General features: G+C 41.2%; 15 protein-coding genes. 8 read left to right on the top strand and 7 right to left on the bottom strand.

Going from position 1 to position 18449, the window contains the following annotated elements:
• Positions 1 to 5 precede the first annotated feature (5 nt).
• Positions 6 to 485 carry a DUF962 domain-containing protein gene (locus tag ID165_RS15460; protein WP_192085858.1) on the bottom strand — a complete coding sequence of 160 codons (480 nt, stop codon included), beginning with the start codon at positions 483 to 485 and terminating at the stop codon, positions 6 to 8.
• Between the two features lie 478 nt (positions 486 to 963).
• On the opposite strand from ID165_RS15460, the gene nhaC reads away from it, so the two are divergent.
• Both nhaC and ID165_RS15450 read left to right on the top strand, forming a co-directional pair.
• Complete coding sequence (nhaC, locus tag ID165_RS15455) at positions 964 to 2430, top strand: Na+/H+ antiporter NhaC (protein ID WP_192085856.1); 1467 nt, start codon at positions 964 to 966, stop codon at positions 2428 to 2430.
• Positions 2427 to 3029, top strand: a complete 603-nt coding sequence (locus tag ID165_RS15450) for a 3'-5' exonuclease (RefSeq protein ID WP_192085854.1) — start codon at positions 2427 to 2429, stop codon at positions 3027 to 3029. The genes nhaC and ID165_RS15450 overlap by 4 nt, the downstream gene beginning before the upstream one ends.
• Here the strand turns inward: ID165_RS15450 and ID165_RS15445 are convergent.
• Positions 3019 to 3645, bottom strand: coding sequence for a YigZ family protein (locus ID165_RS15445; RefSeq protein ID WP_192085852.1), 627 nt, complete (start codon positions 3643 to 3645; stop codon positions 3019 to 3021). The genes ID165_RS15450 and ID165_RS15445 overlap by 11 nt on opposite strands.
• A 104-nt stretch (positions 3646 to 3749) precedes the next feature.
• Between ID165_RS15445 and ID165_RS15440 the strand changes: the two genes are divergently transcribed.
• Genes ID165_RS15440 through ID165_RS15430 form a run of 3 tightly spaced genes read left to right on the top strand, consistent with a single transcriptional unit; the run spans position 3750 to position 6028 of the window.
• On the top strand, positions 3750 to 4175 hold the full coding sequence (locus ID165_RS15440) for an FdtA/QdtA family cupin domain-containing protein (RefSeq protein ID WP_192085850.1): 426 nt from the start codon (positions 3750 to 3752) through the stop codon (positions 4173 to 4175).
• Positions 4147 to 5076 (top strand): hypothetical protein, encoded by a 930-nt coding sequence (locus ID165_RS15435; RefSeq protein ID WP_225586779.1) that lies wholly within the window; start codon positions 4147 to 4149, stop codon positions 5074 to 5076. The genes ID165_RS15440 and ID165_RS15435 overlap by 29 nt, the downstream gene beginning before the upstream one ends.
• Position 5077: 1 nt before the next feature.
• Positions 5078 to 6028, top strand: coding sequence for a glycosyltransferase (locus ID165_RS15430; protein WP_192085848.1), 951 nt, complete (start codon positions 5078 to 5080; stop codon positions 6026 to 6028).
• Here ID165_RS15430 and ID165_RS15425 read toward each other — a convergent pair whose 3' ends face one another.
• Genes ID165_RS15425 through ID165_RS15405 form a run of 5 tightly spaced genes read right to left on the bottom strand, consistent with a single transcriptional unit; the run spans position 6029 to position 13110 of the window.
• On the bottom strand, positions 6029 to 7300 hold the full coding sequence (locus tag ID165_RS15425; RefSeq protein ID WP_192085846.1) for a pitrilysin family protein: 1272 nt from the start codon (positions 7298 to 7300) through the stop codon (positions 6029 to 6031).
• Between the two features lie 2 nt (positions 7301 to 7302).
• Positions 7303 to 8520: a type IX secretion system outer membrane channel protein PorV gene (gene porV, locus ID165_RS15420; RefSeq protein ID WP_192085844.1), complete on the bottom strand. Its 1218-nt coding sequence runs from the start codon at positions 8518 to 8520 to the stop codon at positions 7303 to 7305.
• The gene (gene porU / locus ID165_RS15415) at positions 8517 to 11771 is read right to left on the bottom strand and encodes a type IX secretion system sortase PorU (RefSeq protein ID WP_192085842.1); all 3255 of its coding nucleotides are present in this window, start codon (positions 11769 to 11771) and stop codon (positions 8517 to 8519) included. The genes porV and porU overlap by 4 nt, the downstream gene beginning before the upstream one ends.
• Complete coding sequence (gene pssA / locus ID165_RS15410) at positions 11768 to 12460, bottom strand: CDP-diacylglycerol--serine O-phosphatidyltransferase (RefSeq protein ID WP_192085840.1); 693 nt, start codon at positions 12458 to 12460, stop codon at positions 11768 to 11770. The genes porU and pssA overlap by 4 nt, the downstream gene beginning before the upstream one ends.
• Positions 12457 to 13110: an MBL fold metallo-hydrolase gene (locus tag ID165_RS15405; protein ID WP_192085837.1), complete on the bottom strand. Its 654-nt coding sequence runs from the start codon at positions 13108 to 13110 to the stop codon at positions 12457 to 12459. Before ID165_RS15405 ends, pssA begins: the two co-directional genes overlap by 4 nt.
• Before the next feature lie 56 nt (positions 13111 to 13166).
• Between ID165_RS15405 and ID165_RS15400 the strand changes: the two genes are divergently transcribed.
• Genes ID165_RS15400 through ID165_RS15390 form a run of 3 tightly spaced genes read left to right on the top strand, consistent with a single transcriptional unit; the run spans position 13167 to position 18421 of the window.
• Positions 13167 to 14213 carry an FAD-binding oxidoreductase gene (locus ID165_RS15400; protein WP_192085836.1) on the top strand — a complete coding sequence of 349 codons (1047 nt, stop codon included), beginning with the start codon at positions 13167 to 13169 and terminating at the stop codon, positions 14211 to 14213.
• Positions 14214 to 14234: 21 nt separating this feature from the next.
• On the top strand, positions 14235 to 17525 hold the full coding sequence (locus tag ID165_RS15395; protein WP_192085833.1) for a biopolymer transporter Tol: 3291 nt from the start codon (positions 14235 to 14237) through the stop codon (positions 17523 to 17525).
• 14 nt (positions 17526 to 17539) lie between these two features.
• On the top strand, positions 17540 to 18421 hold the full coding sequence (locus ID165_RS15390) for a YicC/YloC family endoribonuclease (protein WP_192085826.1): 882 nt from the start codon (positions 17540 to 17542) through the stop codon (positions 18419 to 18421).
• Positions 18422 to 18449 lie beyond the last annotated feature (28 nt).

Below are 18449 nucleotides of genomic sequence, written 5' to 3'. Positions count from 1 at the left end.
AAGTCTCAATAAGCAAAACCCCATTTTTTATAGATAAAGTGCATCAGCCAAGCAGGGCCGATCAACAGAAATTGAAGGTCTCTGAGGAAAGTGGGTTTTTTGCCTTCAATTTTATGTCCATAAAACTGCAAGACCCAAGACAGTAAAAAAATCCCGAGGCTTAACATCCAGAGCTTGCCGGGAAAATATAAGTTAATGAAATTAGCCGCAGCCAGACATAGGGAGGAGAAGAGAAACATTCCCAAGGTAAGCGGTGTGGAGAGCATGAGGTAATAGATCAATACCAAAGCCAAAACTACTGTGGCCCAATTGGCAAAATTGCCGAGGAACGGCATTAGCTCTGGAAGAGGGCCGCGAGGGATGCTGAAAATCAGTCCTACAATACTGAAGAAAATTGCAGGTACACAGAACCAGTGAATTAGCTTATTTGTCATGTTTTGATGACTTAGCCCGTATTCATGGAATAATGCGTCAATTTTTCTCATGGTATATTGGGATTATATCTCTTAAATTTATTTAAAATACTAAATCTATTTTAATTCCTTTTCAAAATTCCCTGGAAAGGGACATTCCATATGGATAAGGGCAACATCTATTTTCGACTGATTGACGCTAGACTACTTCCGGGAGGCGCGGAGAATGTGGATTTTGAAGGAGAAAAAAGCATGGAGTTTAAAGTAAATCCTAAAATAAATCTCATCTGGAAGCACTTACAAAACAGATGATCTTTCTTGGAATATCTATTGTTTGGGATACTGAATGGACTGGTATTATGGCTTTTGGCAAAATAAAATCTCCAATTATTCAGCAAGTAGGCGTTAAAACAGCGGCTGGGGTACGTCTTGGCGAAATGGGGTGTGCAATAGGTTGGCAGGTAGGGAAGGAGCTCTCAGTACTTTTGTCCAAGATGTAATTAATAATTTTTCATTAGATTCAAGTCCTTAACTCACCAAACCCCGATTAATGCAAGGTTTTAAACGTTCTCCAAAAGTTTTTGACGCACTGATTCCGTTGGTTTTTTTGATTGTACTCTTGGTATTGAATATACAAGTATTCGGTACAGATGGTCTTTCGGGCTCCAACCAGATCGTACTTATCCTTTCCTCTATGGTGGCTGCTGTGGTGGCAATATTTCGTTTAGGGTTTAATTGGGAGACACTGCAAGATGGGATTATTAAAAGCATCAGTGCGGCGATGTCCAGTATTTTGATTCTATTTCTAATTGGTGCTCTTGCGGGAACTTGGTTGCTAAGCGGTATTGTGCCGGCTATGATATATTATGGTCTTCAAATTCTTAACCCGACGATATTCTTGGTGGCGGCATGTATTGTCAGCGCTATCGTTTCCGTAGCCACAGGAAGTAGCTGGACCACCGTGGCGACGGTGGGTGTCGCTTTGTTAGGGATAGGAAAAGCATTGGGTTTTGAAGAAGGAATAATAGCGGGAGCGATTATCTCCGGGGCTTATTTTGGGGACAAAATGTCACCGCTTTCTGATACAACTAACCTTGCTCCCGCTATGGCAGGTACGGACTTGTTTACCCATATCCGTTATATGGCGAAGACTACTGTTCCTTCTATTTCTATTACGCTTATCATTTTCGTAGTGATCGGCATGAATTATGAGACAAATGGCACTGTAGATGATGTACAGGTTATTTCAGATGTAATATCGGAGAAATTCAATGTGACCGGTTGGTTATTTATTGTTCCGATACTAGTCATTGTGATGATTGTGAGGAAAGTGCCCGCTATTCCTGCTTTGCTTACAGGAGCTCTTCTGGGAGGGGTTTTTGCATTGTTTTTCCAGCCTGATATCATTCGCCTGATTGCCGATGAAAACGCATCTTATGCTTATCAGAGTTTCAAAGCTGTAATGATGTCGCTCTATGGAGAAATAAGTATTTCTACTACCAATGACGTGGTCAACGAATTGCTGGTAACCAGTGGTATGGGAGGGATGATGAATACAATTTGGCTGATCATCGCAGCAATGGTTTTTGGAGGAATTATGGAAGAAAGCGGCATGCTGAGAGTCCTTGCAGAAGCGGTGATTCAGAAAGTGCACAGTATTGGTTCATTGATAGCATCCACAGTCGCTACCTGTGTGTTTTTTAATATCACTACTTCAGATCAATACTTGGCTATTCTAGTTCCTGGTAGGATGTACGCAGATGTGTATAAAAAACGGGGGTTAGCACCTGAAAACCTCAGTAGAACTTTAGAAGATTCGGGAACAGTGACGTCGGTTTTAGTTCCTTGGAATACATGTGGTGCTACACAGGCTTCAGTGTTAGGTGTGGCTACTTTGACATACGCACCTTATTGCTTTTTTAATATTATTAGTCCCTTTATGACCATTCTCTATGGCTATTTCAAAATCGGGATTACCTATTACGACGATGTAGAAGACGAAGAAAAGTTGGTATGATTCCATTTAAGATTACAAAAGAAGAAGTAAACGCCCTTCCGCTGGGACAGTTTGAGGGAGAAATGTTTTTAATAGAGAAACTTGAGGATGTGGAGGAGGTTGCTGAATTCCTTGTCCAGCAGCGAGTAATTGGATTTGATACTGAAACTAAGCCCGCTTTTCAAAAAGGGGTAATAAACCAGGTGTCCTTACTCCAGCTTTCTACATCCACACAAGCGTTTCTCTTTCGGTTAAATAAAATTGGTTTTCCTGATTCTATTCGGAATATTCTTGAAAAAGAGAGTATAGTGAAAGTTGGTGCTGCAGTTCATGATGATATCAAAGGACTGGCAAAGCTTACGGATTCTTTCTATGCCAATTCATTTTTCGATCTGAATGATGAGCTGAAAAGAGTCGGTTTTATGAATATTGGAGTGCGAAATCTCTGTGCTATGGTTCTTGGCATCCGTATTTCCAAGTCTGAGCAAGTTTCTAACTGGGAAGCGGAAGTGTTAACCATCAAGCAGCAGCGGTACGCTGCTACCGACGCTTGGGGATGCCTGGAGATTTTCAAAAAGCTGAGAACTGAGGGCTATTTGGATGAATTGTTTATGCGTTAGTCAACTGAAGCCCCTCAATCTCTTCAAGTGAATTGACGATTAGTTCTTGAATCCCTTTTCTGAATTCCAATTGCATTTGGCAATCCAGCGTCATTTCCTGGGTAATAATCTTTAGGTCATAAGTTTTGATAAGTTTCATTACATCATTCATCACAGGATATGGGAAATGAATGGCAACTGAAGCTTTAACCTGCTCTTCAATAATCTCATTTTCCTCGATTGCCATAGCGGCAGAGGTTTTATAGGCTTGGATCAAACCGCTTATTCCGAGTTTCGTTCCACCAAAGTAGCGGACTACTACAATTAGAATATTGGTCAGGTTATTGGATCTAATCTGGCCCAAAATAGGATCTCCTGCGGAATGATTCGGTTCTCCATCATCGTTTGCTCTAAATTGCTCTCCGTCTTTCCCCAGCGTCCATGCGAAGCAATGATGCCTGGCGTCAAAGTGTTTTTTTCTTAGGCCACCCAAACGGGATTTGATTTCCTCTTCATTTCTCACCGGAAAGGAATAATAGTGAAACTTGCTGCTTCTGTCTTTGTAAAGACCTTCGCTGGTCCTGGAAACAGTAAAAAATGTGTCGTCAAGTGCAGAGAGTTCGCCGAAGTCCGGCATAGATTTGTTGGTGTTTGTTGAATAGCGAATTTAGAAAATTAACAAATGGGTAACAGTTTATCCATTCGAATTATCTTAATTTTAGCTAATGGAAATTAGAAGAAATGCCTGAATCAATTACTGCGCAAGCACCTTATATGTTTACTCTTCCCGGAAATTCCACTGAAACAGGAAATCTTCACTTTTGGGAGAATCTGATTCTTTTTCCGGATGGGATCCAGCGGTGTTTTTGGATTTCAAATGTAAAGGAAGGAGAAAGCCGGGGCAATCACGCCCACTGGAAAGAATCCCAGGTAATCGTGGCTGTAGCAGGTAAGCTTCAGCTGGAAATTCATTCTGCCTTGGGAGGTGTTTTTTATTTTGAACTTGATTCGCCGGAGAAGGGGGTTTATATTCCACCGCTAAATTGGTTAGTTGCCAGATTTTCGCCCAACTCGGTATTGCTGGGGATGTCGGATCGGGCCTTTTCAGAAGATGATTATATCAGAGACCTAGACTATTTTGGAAAGCTTCAAGAAAGATATAAGTGAACACCACGAGCTTCGGGTGGTTTCAGCCTTGAAAGAGGATAAGGACTATTTTTTGAGCAATACTCCAAGTGATGCATATCAGGATCAACTGGATTTTATTTGGGAGAAAAAGCAGAAACCTAAAGCAATAATCACTTTCGCAATTTCAAAGAGAGGTGAAGCCGTATCGCTTCCGCAATCACCTTTTGGTGGTCTTTGGATACATGACGGATTGAGCTCCGCTTCTTTGGAAGCTTTTATATTGGCGATAGTCGAAGAAATGAATCATCGCAGTGTCCACACAATTTCTATCACCCAGTCACCCAAACCTTATGAACCTCAGGTTGATTTGATAAACTATCTTTTATTTAAAAGTGGTTTTGAACATAAGAAAGTATTAAGTCATCATGTTTTTATCGGGAAAAAGAAAATTAAGAAACTTGTGCAAAAGGAGTCAATGAAGATTCAAAAGAAAAGCAAGAGTTCCGGTTTGAAAACCAGCCATTCTTCCATTTCCAACTTTGGCTTTTTGAAAGAAATAAGGTCTTGGAATGCTCAAAAGGGCTATGAGGTTGCGATTGATGAAAATAGAATTGTACAGCAAGTTTCAGAATATCCGGATAGGTATTTTTTGATTACTTTAAGTAAGGATGGTCAAGCCATTGGGTATTCTCTTTGTGTCAAGCTCACGAGCGATTCCCTTTATTATTTTCTGTCTGCGATCAATCCCAAAATCCCTGTAAAGATCGGTGGTGAGTTGATCTTAAATGAGCTTTTCCAATTAGCGGTTGAGCAAAAAGTAAGTTTTATAGACCTTGGCTCGTCAGATCTCGAGGAAGGAGCAAATCACAGCTTAATGTTCTTCAAGTCGCGTTTCTCAAATGATATCTGCAATAAGATCACTTGGGATAAGAAGCTTTAGTATGAAGTCTAACGATAGAGTTACTGTTGTTTGTATTGCTTTCAACCATGAAAAATGGATCGAGAAGGCACTGGTAAGTGTACTGTTACAAGATTACCGGCATAAGGAATTAATTATTGTAGACAATGGAAGTAAGGACCAGACTTCGTTTATCATCAAGGAATGGGTGGGAAATAATGATGATAAACTTCCTGTCAAAGCTATTTACAAGAGCGTTTCCGATCCTTATTGTCAGTTGTTTAATGAAATTCTAAATCAGGTTGACAGCCAATTTGTAGTTGATCTTTCAGGTGATGACTTTCTGTATGCCAATCATCTGTTGCTTTCGATTGAAAAACTACATCAAATCCCTGATGCAGCGTTTGTGTTCTCTGACGCTGTTATTTTGGATGAGTATGGGCAGGAGAGTATATTTTACAAACCTGCGGATTATAAGGATTTAGAAGAGAAAATTTCGACTGATAAGCTGTACGAAACGCTAATTAGGAGAAGTTGTATTTCTGCTCCTACAATGGTTTTCGAGACCGCTATTCTCAAGCAAGTAGGAGGATACGATGCTACACTTTCCTATGAGGATTTTGATATTCAATTGAGACTGGCTAGAAGTTATCGTGTAGCTTTTTCGACTCACATCGGTGTCTTAAAAAGGAAACATGGGGATTCTCTGTCTGCAAACCAATATCGCCGGTACCGGTCCCAGATGCTTCCAAGTACACTTAGAATTTGTGAGAAAATCAAAGAAATGAACAAAAGTGCGGAAGAAAATGATGCGCTTTCGGAACGTATCATTTATGAATTGAAGCATGCACTATGGTCTGCTAATTTTCAGGTGGCAAAAGGCTTTGTAAAACTTGCCAAAGAAATCAATATGAAAGGTGTTGAGTTTAGTTTGTATAAACTTTGGCTGTTTTTCCGGTTAGATATCTCTTGGCTTTATGTTAAGCTCACATGATTAGCCGATGATTACTTCAATGAACGGCGGATTTGAAAAGTATTTTTGTCCAATATGAAGCATGTCCTTTGCTGTAAATTCCTTAAGATAAGCAAGCTTCTCAGTGTAATAGTCGAAATCCATTCCTGAATGATGTACGGATTTGAACCGATCTATCAAATCAAATGCAGTGCTGAACTGTTTCAGCATCTGGCCGATCAAATAATTTCTGACCACTTCAAGCTCATCTGCATCGATTTCCACTTGAGTCAGCACTTGGATTTCGTGGTAAATTTCCTTGACTACGGAAGGATAAAATGCTTTTTGTACATCGGCAGCTATTACCCAGTAATTAGAGTCACCGATTTCGGTAAGAGAGGAGTAGATTCCGTATGTGTGACCTTTGTCTTCGCGAATATTCTTGATAAGGCGAGAACCAAAATATCCTCCTAGAATTGTGTTAAAGACACTGAGTGCAATAAAGTCAGGATGGGCTTTTGGGATAGACCAACCACCTATTCGGACACTACTTTGTACGGACTTTTCTTTGGGCTCTGTTACAGCCAAAAGCGTATTTATATCGGGTAGAAGTACGGAGTCTGAGACAGTCCTGTTGGGCAATAGGCTGAATTGTTCGCATAGATGTTCCAGCTCAGCGGAATCGAAATTCCCTGAGACGAAAATCTCCAAATCCTGCCAAAGTAATGTCTCGTAATAAGAGATCAACTGATCCCTTGTAACCGTGTCTACGTGGGTTTCGTTGATTTCCGCCCCATATGGATGGCTGGCTCCGAAAAGGCATTTTCTAAATACTTGGCTAGCTCGGGAAGATGTTTTTTCTTTTTCAAGCTGAATACTGAGCTTTCGCTGTGATTTACGCTTTTCCAGCATGTCTTCAGGAAAACTGGCTTTAGTAAATAAAGAGATAAATACTTCCAGTACCTTAGAAAGGTGTTTTTTTGTAGACAAAAGCCCAAGTCCTTCATAAGAGAACGTCAAATAGGGATAAACTTCCGCAGCATAGAAATCAAAAAACTCGGCGATTTCTCCCGCATCTTTTTCGGCTGTGCCTTCCTGTACCATTTGGAGAGTGAAGGAAGGCACAAGCGTTTTCCCTAAGGGAAGAGAAGCTCGTTGACCTTTGCAGAGCACATCGATCTTGACCGCATCCAAACCAGGTGTAGGAATGTAAAAGAACTTTGCTCCGTTTGAAAGCTTGAATTTCCAAGGAGGCAATAGTTCAAAATCCTCAGGAACGTTGAATTCCGGAGCCTTTGACCTGTCTAAAATCATGTCTAATTAGGGATATCGTACATTAAAGAGAACCGTAAAGTCTCCGCAAGGGGGTGATTTTGTGTTTGGGGAACTAAGTAGGAGAAGTCAAATCCAAGTTTTTTCAGGTCGAACCCAACACCCATGGTAAAGTACTTTCTTCCACCCTTGCTGGGGTTTTCATAAAAGTAACCTGTGCGAAGAGCAAGCTTGTCATTGTAGTTGTATTCAACACCAAAGGAGATCATGATTTCTTTTATTTCTTCAGAAAATCCACCGGGAGCATCGCCAAAAGAGCCGAACATTCCTGAAAGCAGCGGGCGATTTGGATCTTTTCCATCACCGGGTCTTATGATAGGGTTGCCGTTATCGTCTATTTCCAATGTCCCATCTTCATTTGTTGCATAGATGGGCGGGGTAGGGACGAGTAGCTTATTTAGATCTAAAGCGAACGTCAGACTATTCACTTCGTCTAAATCAATGGCATAGGCCATTCCTACTTTCAGATTCGTGGGGATGTAATCCAGATCATCTGCAGAATTATAGGTTATTTTAGGCCCAATGTTCGTGATACTCACCCCCCAGGAGAAATTTGCATCTTTCCTCCCGGCGAAAACGGGCTTGGAGTAAAAAAGGCCTATATCTGTTCCCACACTGATTCCAGGCTTTGCTTCACTACCGCCTACCGAAGAGATATTCCCTGATAGATTAGAATGTATGAACCGCGCAGAGATACCCAGCCCTAAGTAGGAAGAAAGCTTTCTGGAATAGGTTCCGCCTATCGCAATGTCGCGGGGATTAAATTCCCCCAGTGAATTTCCTCTTCCATCAGTCAGCTGAATGTCGCCCATATTAAAATACCGGAGGTCAAAACCAAATGCCGAGACTTCATCAATTCTAAAAAATCCGGTCAGATAACTCAATGACATGTCGTTGACCAGCTTCCCGAGCCAGGGGGAGTAAGAAAGGGAAAAGCCCATTTGATCTTCTACGAAGGCCAGTTTTCCGGCATTCCAATGCGCCGAACTTGCATCCGGAGAGGTTGCCACACCGGCATCCCCCATGCCTGAATGTCTGGAGTCGGGAGCGAAATTCAAAAATGGTACAGCAGTAGTGATTACTCTTCGATTCTTATCCTGACCGGAGAGAATAGTGCTGTTCTGTGCGTATGCAGATAAAGTAGCCAGGGTAAAAACCGCAACGAGTAAGTTTTTCCTATTTATTGTGGCTATTTTTTTCATTGAATCACGATTAGTCCGCTCACTGAATCTGTTGAATTATCTAGTTCTGACTGAAGCGATAATTTGTAAATATAAGTTCCTTTTGCTGGATATTTGGTTTGGTTCTGCAAAAAAAACCAAGACAAATCCCCGATGTGAGCATCAGTTTTGACTAAACGCTCCTGTTCCATAAATAGTATCTTGCCGTCTGTTTGGTAAATAGCAAGTGTAAGAAGCAAGTTTTCTCCCGACCGATTGTGCTCAAGCTCGAAATGACTTTCAATTTGGGTGGGGTTTGGATAAGTCTTGTAATTTAGTATTCTTAACTTACCGCTCCCTTTTACGGTTATTTTCTGATTGAACACGCTTCCGTTACCCAAGTTATCCCAAGCCCGTATAGTTACCAAATTCTCGCCTTCTTTTAATCCGGTTAGTCTGAAATTCACTTTCCCTGATGTGAAAGAGCTGTTTTTTGCCACAAAATAGTTGCTCAATTGAGTCAACTGGCCTCCATTTAACTGGATAGTCAAACTTTCTGATGGTAGTAAGTCGGAAACATTTATTCCACTCGAATCCGAGAAAGATGCCGCCATGGCGATCGAGGTTGAAGGAAATATAAACGGGGTTTCTTCTTTCCCTTCAAAAACAGCAGTTATTTCAGGCCCCTCCATGTCTTCTGGAGGATTATCAGAAGTTCCCCCTATAGTAGGCGTATCAAAACCAAATGCCTCCCACACCATGTCTTGGCTTTCACCCATAATTCGAACCCTGCCCTCCCCAAATTCCGGATTTAGGTTTTTTGGGATGATCATCTTACCCTTGAGCAGCCCTGAGACGATTTTTCCCGTTCCTTTGAAAAGCAGTGTTTTCTCTTCTTTAAACTCCACCGGGTTACTTTCATCACCCAAGGTTTTGCTCGATGCAGGCTTGTCAAGTAGTTCAATTGTGTAAATTCCATTGAAATTGGTTGCAACTCCCCCTGTGCTGGGGTTTATCACTTCTGCTTCGAATTCTATCACTTGAAGAGCTGAAAGCGTATCCAAGGGTTTCTCATTTTTCGAATCCTTGAATGAATTGATTTTTATTTGAAACTCAGGAGCCGCCAGTTTCATACTGGGATCAGCCAACAGACTGAAATTCCGATTAAGTGAGCCGTTTTGACTTCTATTTTTAGTATTTCTGAAAATGCTCCCAAGATCTTGGGATTGTTCATTTTGAGGTCTAAACACTTCTGCTATAAAAGCCTCATTCAAGGAAAAATTCACACTGCTGAATACAGGTCTTCCGGTGCTTAGAAGACCTATGGCGCCTTTGCTTGGGGCGATTAACAATTCCTCGGCCGCAGATCGCAAAAAAGGACTGTCATGTCGGCCAAACTCGCAAGTAGCAGTCACCCAAAGTGCCAATTGGGTTTGATCAGCCCAGTTTACAATATCTGAAACCTGAAAAACTTCTTCAGCCGTCAGAGTGGTTTCGTTTCCGTGACCGATATAGTTCAGGAGTAATGTCCCGGTGTCCAGTGTTTCCTCCAGTGCAGATTTTGCTTGCGGGGAGAACTGTCTTTCTCCCGTTTTCTCTTGTGTGTAGCTGTCTAGGTATATTTTTTTTTGCTTGTATTCTTTGTGATTATTGGTTAGGTAATTGGCATGTGCTTCTGAATCACGTAAGTGGATATTGTTGTCACCGTCATCTGCAAATAATGTTACCGTTTTTTTCCAGTCGCCTGGGCTGGAATAGCTTTCGTAGTTTATAATCTTGTCTACGACTATTCTTGCTTCTTGAGCATTGATCACGGGCAATCTCCCAACGCCGATTTGCATCTCTTCATCTCCCTCACGGTTTTCTTTCCATTCTCCTTGACCAAATTCCAGCAGGGAGAAATAGTCATCTGAACTGAAGGATGTTAAAGGGTTTAGACTGTTTCTACTGGTATAAATAGGTACAAGATTTGGTCTGCCTCCCAATATTCCTTTATAGTCAAATGTCCCTTTTCCAAGGAATAAGACATTTTGAATGTTTTTCCCTTCATGATAATGCCAGGCTATCAAATTGCGAATGGCGGTAAGGTCTGGGTTGCCATAGCCGAATGCATCGTAGATGTCTTCGAGATAGTAGACCTCTGTGTATATTCCCATTCCGATTTTATGAAGCCTAAGCCTCTCAGCAGAATTGCTTAGAAGTCGAGGAGCAACTATAAGCAATTCAGGCCATGAGGATTGGTTTCGAAGGTCAAGATTCGCCGGTTCCAATTCGCGGATTTCCATTACTTCTTCCTCGCGAAAAACAATCAACTTCTGTCCATGGAGAATTGATCCTGTACTCAAATCAAAGGCTTTTGGAGCATAAAAATCACTTACTTCCCAAGCTGACTGGCCAGCCAAAGGAGGAATGGAGATTGAAGAAAAATGACTGGACGAATAAATACCATCTTCAAGCGAATGACTAGAATAGGGAACCCCGATCCCGATGTATTCAAAGTATCCCGCATCATTGGCACTGGATGCTTGGAATGAGATTCTTAACCGTTCTATTTTATTTCCATCTGGAGAAAAGGTTTCGTTCACATTGACTTCTTCACCTTTGACCCCATAGGTACTTCCGGGTATTCCGGATATAGAACGCTCAGTGACGGTCAAGTCATCCACCGCTAAAGTGATTTTGGCAGTTGAGCTTGACCTTCCCATTAATTTTCCTGCTATTTTCCATTCATAGATCGTATTCGTCTTCAGTGGAAATGCATATCCTCGGGTTACCCCTGGCGCTACTGCCCGCGAATACCAAGCTCGTCCTGAATTAAGGATGTTGTTTTCATCCTCTTTCAGCCAATGCCATTGATATAGTATAGTTGGTGCCAAAATGCCGGATTGACCAGTGATAATTGGAATTCTCTTTGGGTTTTGGGAGGTTCCAACCAAAAAACTTATTGAGTCTACGTGTTGATGTGGATGATATTCAGTGCCGTTTTCATTAAAAGTATATCTGTGAGGAGATGAGACATAAAAATATAAGTGCCCGTCTTTTTCCAACCCCGGAATCTCCTGCAGGTTTAAATTTTCGGGTTTCAAGAGTTGAGGTAGCATTCCCGGGTATCCATAGATAGCTAGTTTACTCAGGGTATTTATACCCAGCTTTTGAGCTTGGGCCGAAGTGATTTTATAAATGCCTTCTTCGGCTACTTTGAATTTGAAAAATGAATTTTGACCAGAAGCAGATGCAATCAGCATAAAACTGAAAATAAGAGACCATAGAAGCTTGGAGGCCAGGTGTTTCATTCTGAACTGATGCTGTTTTCTACGATAGACAAGCCAAGGTATGTTAGGATTACCAAAGGGATTCCTGCCATCCCAAAAAGTAGAATTAAAAGTAGACCAATGGCTAAAAGGGCATACCGGAATTTATTTTCTATCAGGGAATAAGACTTGAATTTGAGTGCAATTAATGGAAGTTCAATTAGTAAAAGTACGGCAAATACCCAAGCAATTCCAACTAGGAAAAACGGAGAGGTAAGCCAAGTTCCTATCCAAGGCCATTGGATGGCAAGGTAGGGCAGGGTACTGATAAACAGTGCGTTTGCGGGAGTAGGCAAACCGATGAACTTATCACTTTGTCTTGTGTCCAAATTGAATTTGGCTAGGCGTACAGCAGACAATAGAGGGACAATTAAGGTGAGATACGGAAGCCATTCAATCCGGGTACCTACTTTTGCCATCTGAAAAAGTATCATCCCCGGAAGTACGCCAAAGGACACTAAATCAGCCAGTGAATCCAATTGCTTACCGATTTCACTTTGCACTTTCAATATTCTGGCCGCAAAGCCATCAATAAAATCAAAAACTGCAGCCAGAATAATGAAATAGGCACCTGAAATTATGTTTCCATTGATTACCCAAATAATTCCGACCACTCCGGAAAGCAAGTTGAGAAGGGTGACCGAATTTGGGATATGGGGTTTGATTTTCAAAGTCTTGCGTTTTTACCCACGAATGGGTTGTGAGTTTTTTCGAAGGCTATGGTAGTTTCAGGGCCATGTCCGGGGTAGACAACGGTTTCTTCCGGCAGTGTGAAAAGCTCTGATTTGATCTTGCTCAAGAGTAACTTATGGTCTCCCCCCGGTAAATCGGTTCGGCCAATACTACCTCTGAATAGGGTGTCTCCTGCTACGCATTGGTGCGAAGCCTCATGGTAAAAGACTACGTGGCCGGGTGCATGTCCCGGGACGAAGATGATTTTTAATTCCTCATCCCCGACTTTGATGTTTTCTCCTTCGACCAAATATCCGTCTGCCTCACTGGTTTCGTAGCCTACAAAACCATAATTAGGAGCATAAACTTCCACTGCTTTCAGCACAGCTGCTTCTTCTTTGTGTATGAGAAGTTCTACTCCGAAAGTTTTTTTTGCCCAGGCATTTCCCAGTACATGGTCTACATGACAGTGGGTATTGAGTAGTTGGGTAACCCATATCTTTTTTTCAGTCACAAAATCCAGGAGCTCTTTTCGCTCAGCGAGATCAAAGCAACCCGGATCAATCAAAGTCCCCGTACCTTTTTCATCATATAATAGATAGGTGTTTTCTTGAAAAGGGTTGAATGTAAAAGACTTAATATGCAGCATGGGAAATGTATGTCGGTATTGGAACAAAATAAGGAATTAAACCTTTATTTTGGACTATGGAAATTGATTTTTTGCTCATTGGACAGGGACTTGCCGGGACAGCACTGGCTTATAGGCTGAAGCAAGCTGGTAAGAAAATCAGGATAATTGATCAACCGGGTGCTAATAATTCGAGCAGAATTGCGGCGGGACTTTTTAATCCTGTGACAGGCAGGAAGATGGTGAAAACTTGGAAAGCCGATGCGCTTTTCCCTGTGATTAATCCTTTCTATCAGGAAATGGAAAGCGTTACCGGGAGCAGATTTCTAACAGAAATAGCAATATATAGACCTTTCCTGACAATAGAAGAGCAGAATGAATGGATGGGGCACAGTGCAGATCCCGGCTTTACAGCCTATATGAAAAAGATTTATTCCGAAAGTCAATCCGGCTTTCTCAAAGATCCTTATGGAGGGGTCATGCTACACAATTCAGGTTGGTTGAATATCAATAAGCTACTTGATGCGATGACTTCGTACTTTAAAGAAGAATTGATTTTGGGGAAATTTGACGAAAACTTACTTTCATGTGAGGATGATTATTGGTCTTATAGAGAACTGAAGGCGAAAGCAATAGTGTATTGTAACGGCTTGGGGGCTATGAATTCCAGATTCTTCAATTTCCTTCCGTTTGCGCCTGTGAAAGGAGAGATTTTGGAAGTTAAACAAGAATTTACTCCCGATTACATTGTGAACCGGGGTGTTTTTAGAGTTCATTTAGGTAATGGGATCCATAGGGTCGGATCCACCTACACAAAGCATGATTTGGACGTAGGCGCCACGGATTCTGCCAAAACCGAGATTTTGGAGAAGTTGACAGATTTGGTTCGGTTGCCGGTAGAAAAAATTATCAGTCACAAGACCGGGATTAGACCTGCTACTAGAGATAGAAAACCTTTTTTGGGAAAACATCCTACCGAGGAAAGCGTTTATATATTCAATGGTTTTGGAGCGAAGGGAGTGTCATTAATTCCTTATTTTAGTGAACTAATGGTGGAACATTTACTAAATGGAAATGCTATTGACTCCGAAGTGGGCATAGCTCGTTATTTTAATTATATTTAAAGACATCTTTCAGCAAATCGAATGCGATATCACCTTTTCCGAATTTTAATTTTTGCTGGCTTATGGTTGAATTCATTTTTTGCCCTTGCCCAGTTTGATCAGGAGCGTTTTGGGAAAAACAGAATTCAGCACAAGCAATTTGAATGGTATTTGTATACTTCAAATAATTTTGAGGTATACTATTATGACCGTGGAGGAGCCAATGCCAAAATGGCTATTGATTATCTGGAGAGTGAGTTCAATCGACTCACACAGATGATAGGCTATGTTGCTTATACTAAGCCTAAAATTTACATTTATAACTCTCCCGAGGAGCTCCTGCAGAGTAATATCAATCTCAATAAGGAAGAGTATAATGAGCAGGGACAAACAAATTTCAATAGGCTATTGGCTGAGGTTGCCTACAAAGGAGAGGTTGACTTATTTAAAGAAGATTTAATCTACGGTACTGTAAAGGTAATCATTGAAGAGATGCTTTATGGCTCATCTGTTTCTGATGCATTTCAGTCCAATCTAACCAATAGCTTCCCGGAATGGTACGTGGATGGTATCGCATTGTATTTGGCGAAAGGGTGGAGCCGTGAGATGGATGATTTTGTGCGGCATTATTTCGAGGAGGATCAAACTCCAAAGATCCTTAAGCTTAAGGAAAAGGAAGCTGCTTTGGCGGGGCAGTCCGTTTGGAATTACATAGCCGAAAGATATGGAAGAAGGTATGTTTCGAGTATTCTAAACCTTTCCCGAATAAATAGAAACGAGGAAAACAGCATTGCAAATACTGTTGGGCTGAATTACAAAACCTTTACAGAGGACTGGAAAAAGTTTTATTCTGACATCAATAAGCAAGTTTCATCGACCTTTAGAGATCCAAATAAAGATGCTTCCGTAGCACAAACATCCCCCAAGTTTATAGGTGCAATAAATGACATCAAGTTTAGTCCAGACGGGTTGAATTTGGCTTATGTGATTAATAATGCAGGTAAGTATAAAGTTCAGGTAAGGGAATTGAGTACGGGCAGAGAACAAACAATTTTTACAGGTGGCACTTCTCTCCAAGATCAGGAAGCTAATTTCACTTCTCCCATAATAGCGTGGAGAGATTCGGCAAACATCGCCATTGCCTCATTCAAAAGGGGATTCACTACACTGAGATTGAGGTCTCTCGATGGTTCTAATGTGGATAAGATTTTCTTAAGAAACATCACCCAGATCCTCAGTCTGGACTTTAATAGTACAGGCAAAAATATGGTGCTTTCGGCTATATCAAACGGTAAGTCTGATATTTATACGCTTAATGCCAGAGGTGCAGGAAGAAGGCTGACAAACGATTCCTTTGATGAATTGACACCTGTTTTTTTAAACGATTCTACCATTATATACTCATCAAACGCGACAAATCTACCTGATTCTCTAATGGGAAAAAATTTGGAATTGGGTTCCTTGCCCAATTACTATAACCTCTATATGGTGCAGGTGACTGATACTATAGTCACAAAGCAGCTGACCAATTCGAACAGTAAAAATATTAGACCGAGGAAGGTAAACAGCAACACAATTGTTTACCTCAGCGATCTGAGTGGGATAAATAACCTCATGCGTATGAGTATTGGAAATCAGGTCTCCAACCAAATCTCTGCCTATAATAAAAGTTTAGAAGCTTTTGATGTCAATAGCAGAATGAATAGAATGGCTTATTCTGTACGTGATGGGAGGGAAAGTTATTTGGTAGTAGAGGGGTTATCCATTTCAGATCAGTTTACGCCCAGTACTCCAAGAATACAGCTCGAGCAAGCGAAGAGCCTAAACGAAAGAATGGCCGCAAGAAGGTTGCTGGAAGAAAAAGAAGCTAAGGAAAATCTTCCGCAGGTCAATCGGGAGCAGAGCCCTTCCACCCAGCCGTTGATACAGATGGACACTACTACAGAAAATGCCACATCATCCATTGACATCAAACGACTGAGCTTTGAGTCTAAAAATGGGATCGATACCGATAATTATACCTTTGACACACTACCAAGCAATCTTAATTCTCCTGCCCCTATCACTGCTGAATCCTCTACCACTTTGCTGGAAACTTTTAGAAAGCAGAGTCTAACAAAGCGAGTTACAGGCCCTAGACAAATGGAACCGCAGTTTTTTATCAATAATATCAATACCCGGTTTGTTGTGGATCCTTTGCGAGGCTTTGGAATTGGCCTTACGGGAAAAATGACGGACTTGCTTGATAATCATTCATTTCAAGGTGGAGTAATGACTACGCTTGACTTTAGGTCAGGTGGAGACATATTTTTTGAATATGAATATCTGAAAAGCAGAGTGGACTTCAGAGGAAGGTTTGATCGCAAAACCATTCGAATTTCTGAAGGAGATATTACATTTCAGAAGTATGTGCTTACCAAGGTAGAAGCAGGATTTTCTTATCCATTGAATGCCAACGCTAGATTTTCCCTTTCGCCTTTTGTGGCAAAAACCCAGTATTTTAACCTCAATCCCGACTCTCTAATTAATGGTCAAGATCCCGATCAAAATCGTTTTGATGTCAACTATTTGGGCGGAAAAGCAGAGTTCGTTTATGATCGTACGCAGCCCTTGGGACTCTATTCACAGACTGGGTTCAAAGGAAAAATTGGTTATGTACAGTATCAGTCCTTCGGTCAGAAGGAGCGCTCATTTAGCAACCTTTATTTGGATTTGAGAGAGTACAAAACAATCCATAAGAATATTGTCCTCGCCGCACGTCTATATGCAGGATCTTTTATGGGGAACAATCCTCAGACATATATGGTGGGAGGCATGGATAATTGGCTTTTCAACGAGTTTTACCGCCCACCATCCAACAGGCCCGAGGCTTCCCCGCTCAGAAACCCTACCGGCGCAGAAAATTCCAATATTCTCTTTGCAGACTTTGTGGATCTAAGAGGATATGATTACGATGAGATCCGAGGTAGAAATGTAGTCACTTTTACGACCGAGTTAAGAATCCCTGTATTCTCTTACCTGACTAGAGGTAATATAACTTCTAATTTCATCCGAAATTTTCAATTGGTGGGTTTTTATGACATAGGGTCAGCCTGGAATGATTCGGCACCATGGGAGCGTGTAAACGATCAAAATACTGAGGTGATCAATACAGAAGGCTCTCCTTTCACTATTGTGCTAAATAATTTCAATAATCCTTGGTTACAAAGTTATGGAGCAGGGTTAAGAACAGTTTTGCTTAACTATTATGTCAAGCTTGATGTGGCTAGGCCAATCCGAAATTATGTAGCGGAAGACTTAAAGTTCTATGTAACTTTGGGCTACAATTTCTAACTATAAATTTTATTATGATCAAATCAATGACCGGCTTCGGAAATGCCGGGTTTGAAGATGAGCGGATGGTGATCCAAGTGGAGGTGCGAACACTCAATTCAAAGTTTTTGGATCTTTCCGTTCGTAGCCCCAGACAGTTTAATGATAAAGAGCAAGAAATCAGAAATCTGGTTCAGTCTATTTTAGATCGTGGTAAAGTGAGCATTTCTATTGACTTTCAATCTAAGGGATCTGCCGAAATGCCGGTTAGTATTAATGAAGATTTGTTTAACTTGTTTTACAGAAAGTACAAAGAACTTGCGGATAGTGTAAAGGATAATTCCCAGGATATTTTCAAGCTGGCTCTGCAAGCTCCAAGTGTAATCACCCAACTGACCGGTGAGCAAAGAGATGATCAGGCGGATTGGGAAGAAATCAAAAAAGTGCTTACAGTGGCACTTAATAAATGTGATTCTTTCAGACGGGATGAGGGGAATTCTCTGGAAGAAAAACTTCAGGGAAATATCAAAGCAATAGCCAGTGGTTTAAGTAAAATTGAGGCAGAGGAAGGAGCTAGAAAAGATAGAATCAAACAAAAGATCAGAAACCATTTCAGCGAGTGGCTTGACGAGAATTCATTTGATGCCAATCGCTTCGAACAGGAGTTAATCTATTATTTCGAAAAGTTGGATATTACCGAGGAGATCGTTAGGCTAGACACTCATTTGAAGTATTTCTCCACCTGCCTGAGCGAAGAAACCAGTCAAGGTAAAAAGCTGGGATTTATTAGTCAGGAAATAGGCAGGGAGATCAACACCATAGGATCTAAGGCTAATGATGCCGCTATGCAGAAACATGTGATACTGATGAAGGATGAGCTGGAAAAAGTGAAGGAACAAGCATTGAATGTTTTATAGTAAGGGGCCAAACAGCCCCTTACTTTTC

It is taken from the genome of Algoriphagus sp. Y33 (assembly GCF_014838715.1).
In the GTDB taxonomy this organism is placed as follows: Bacteria; Bacteroidota; Bacteroidia; order Cytophagales; family Cyclobacteriaceae; genus Algoriphagus.
This window is presented reverse-complemented; position numbering and strand designations above follow the sequence as displayed.

Coding starts and splice junctions, on each gene's coding strand:
- ID165_RS15395 (WP_192085833.1), top strand. CDS start 14,235: ATGCGATATCACCTTTTCCGAATTTTAATTTTTGCTGGCTTATGGTTG.
- ID165_RS15400 (WP_192085836.1), top strand. CDS start 13,167: ATGGAAATTGATTTTTTGCTCATTGGACAGGGACTTGCCGGGACAGCA.
- ID165_RS15440 (WP_192085850.1), top strand. CDS start 3,750: ATGCCTGAATCAATTACTGCGCAAGCACCTTATATGTTTACTCTTCCC.
- ID165_RS15450 (WP_192085854.1), top strand. CDS start 2,427: ATGATTCCATTTAAGATTACAAAAGAAGAAGTAAACGCCCTTCCGCTG.
- ID165_RS15445 (WP_192085852.1), bottom strand. CDS start 3,645: ATGCCGGACTTCGGCGAACTCTCTGCACTTGACGACACATTTTTTACT.
- porU (WP_192085842.1), bottom strand. CDS start 11,771: ATGAAACACCTGGCCTCCAAGCTTCTATGGTCTCTTATTTTCAGTTTT.
- ID165_RS15390 (WP_192085826.1), top strand. CDS start 17,540: ATGATCAAATCAATGACCGGCTTCGGAAATGCCGGGTTTGAAGATGAG.
- ID165_RS15405 (WP_192085837.1), bottom strand. CDS start 13,110: ATGCTGCATATTAAGTCTTTTACATTCAACCCTTTTCAAGAAAACACC.
- nhaC (WP_192085856.1), top strand. CDS start 964: ATGCAAGGTTTTAAACGTTCTCCAAAAGTTTTTGACGCACTGATTCCG.
- ID165_RS15460 (WP_192085858.1), bottom strand. CDS start 485: ATGAGAAAAATTGACGCATTATTCCATGAATACGGGCTAAGTCATCAA.
- ID165_RS15430 (WP_192085848.1), top strand. CDS start 5,078: ATGAAGTCTAACGATAGAGTTACTGTTGTTTGTATTGCTTTCAACCAT.
- porV (WP_192085844.1), bottom strand. CDS start 8,520: ATGAAAAAAATAGCCACAATAAATAGGAAAAACTTACTCGTTGCGGTT.
- ID165_RS15425 (WP_192085846.1), bottom strand. CDS start 7,300: ATGATTTTAGACAGGTCAAAGGCTCCGGAATTCAACGTTCCTGAGGAT.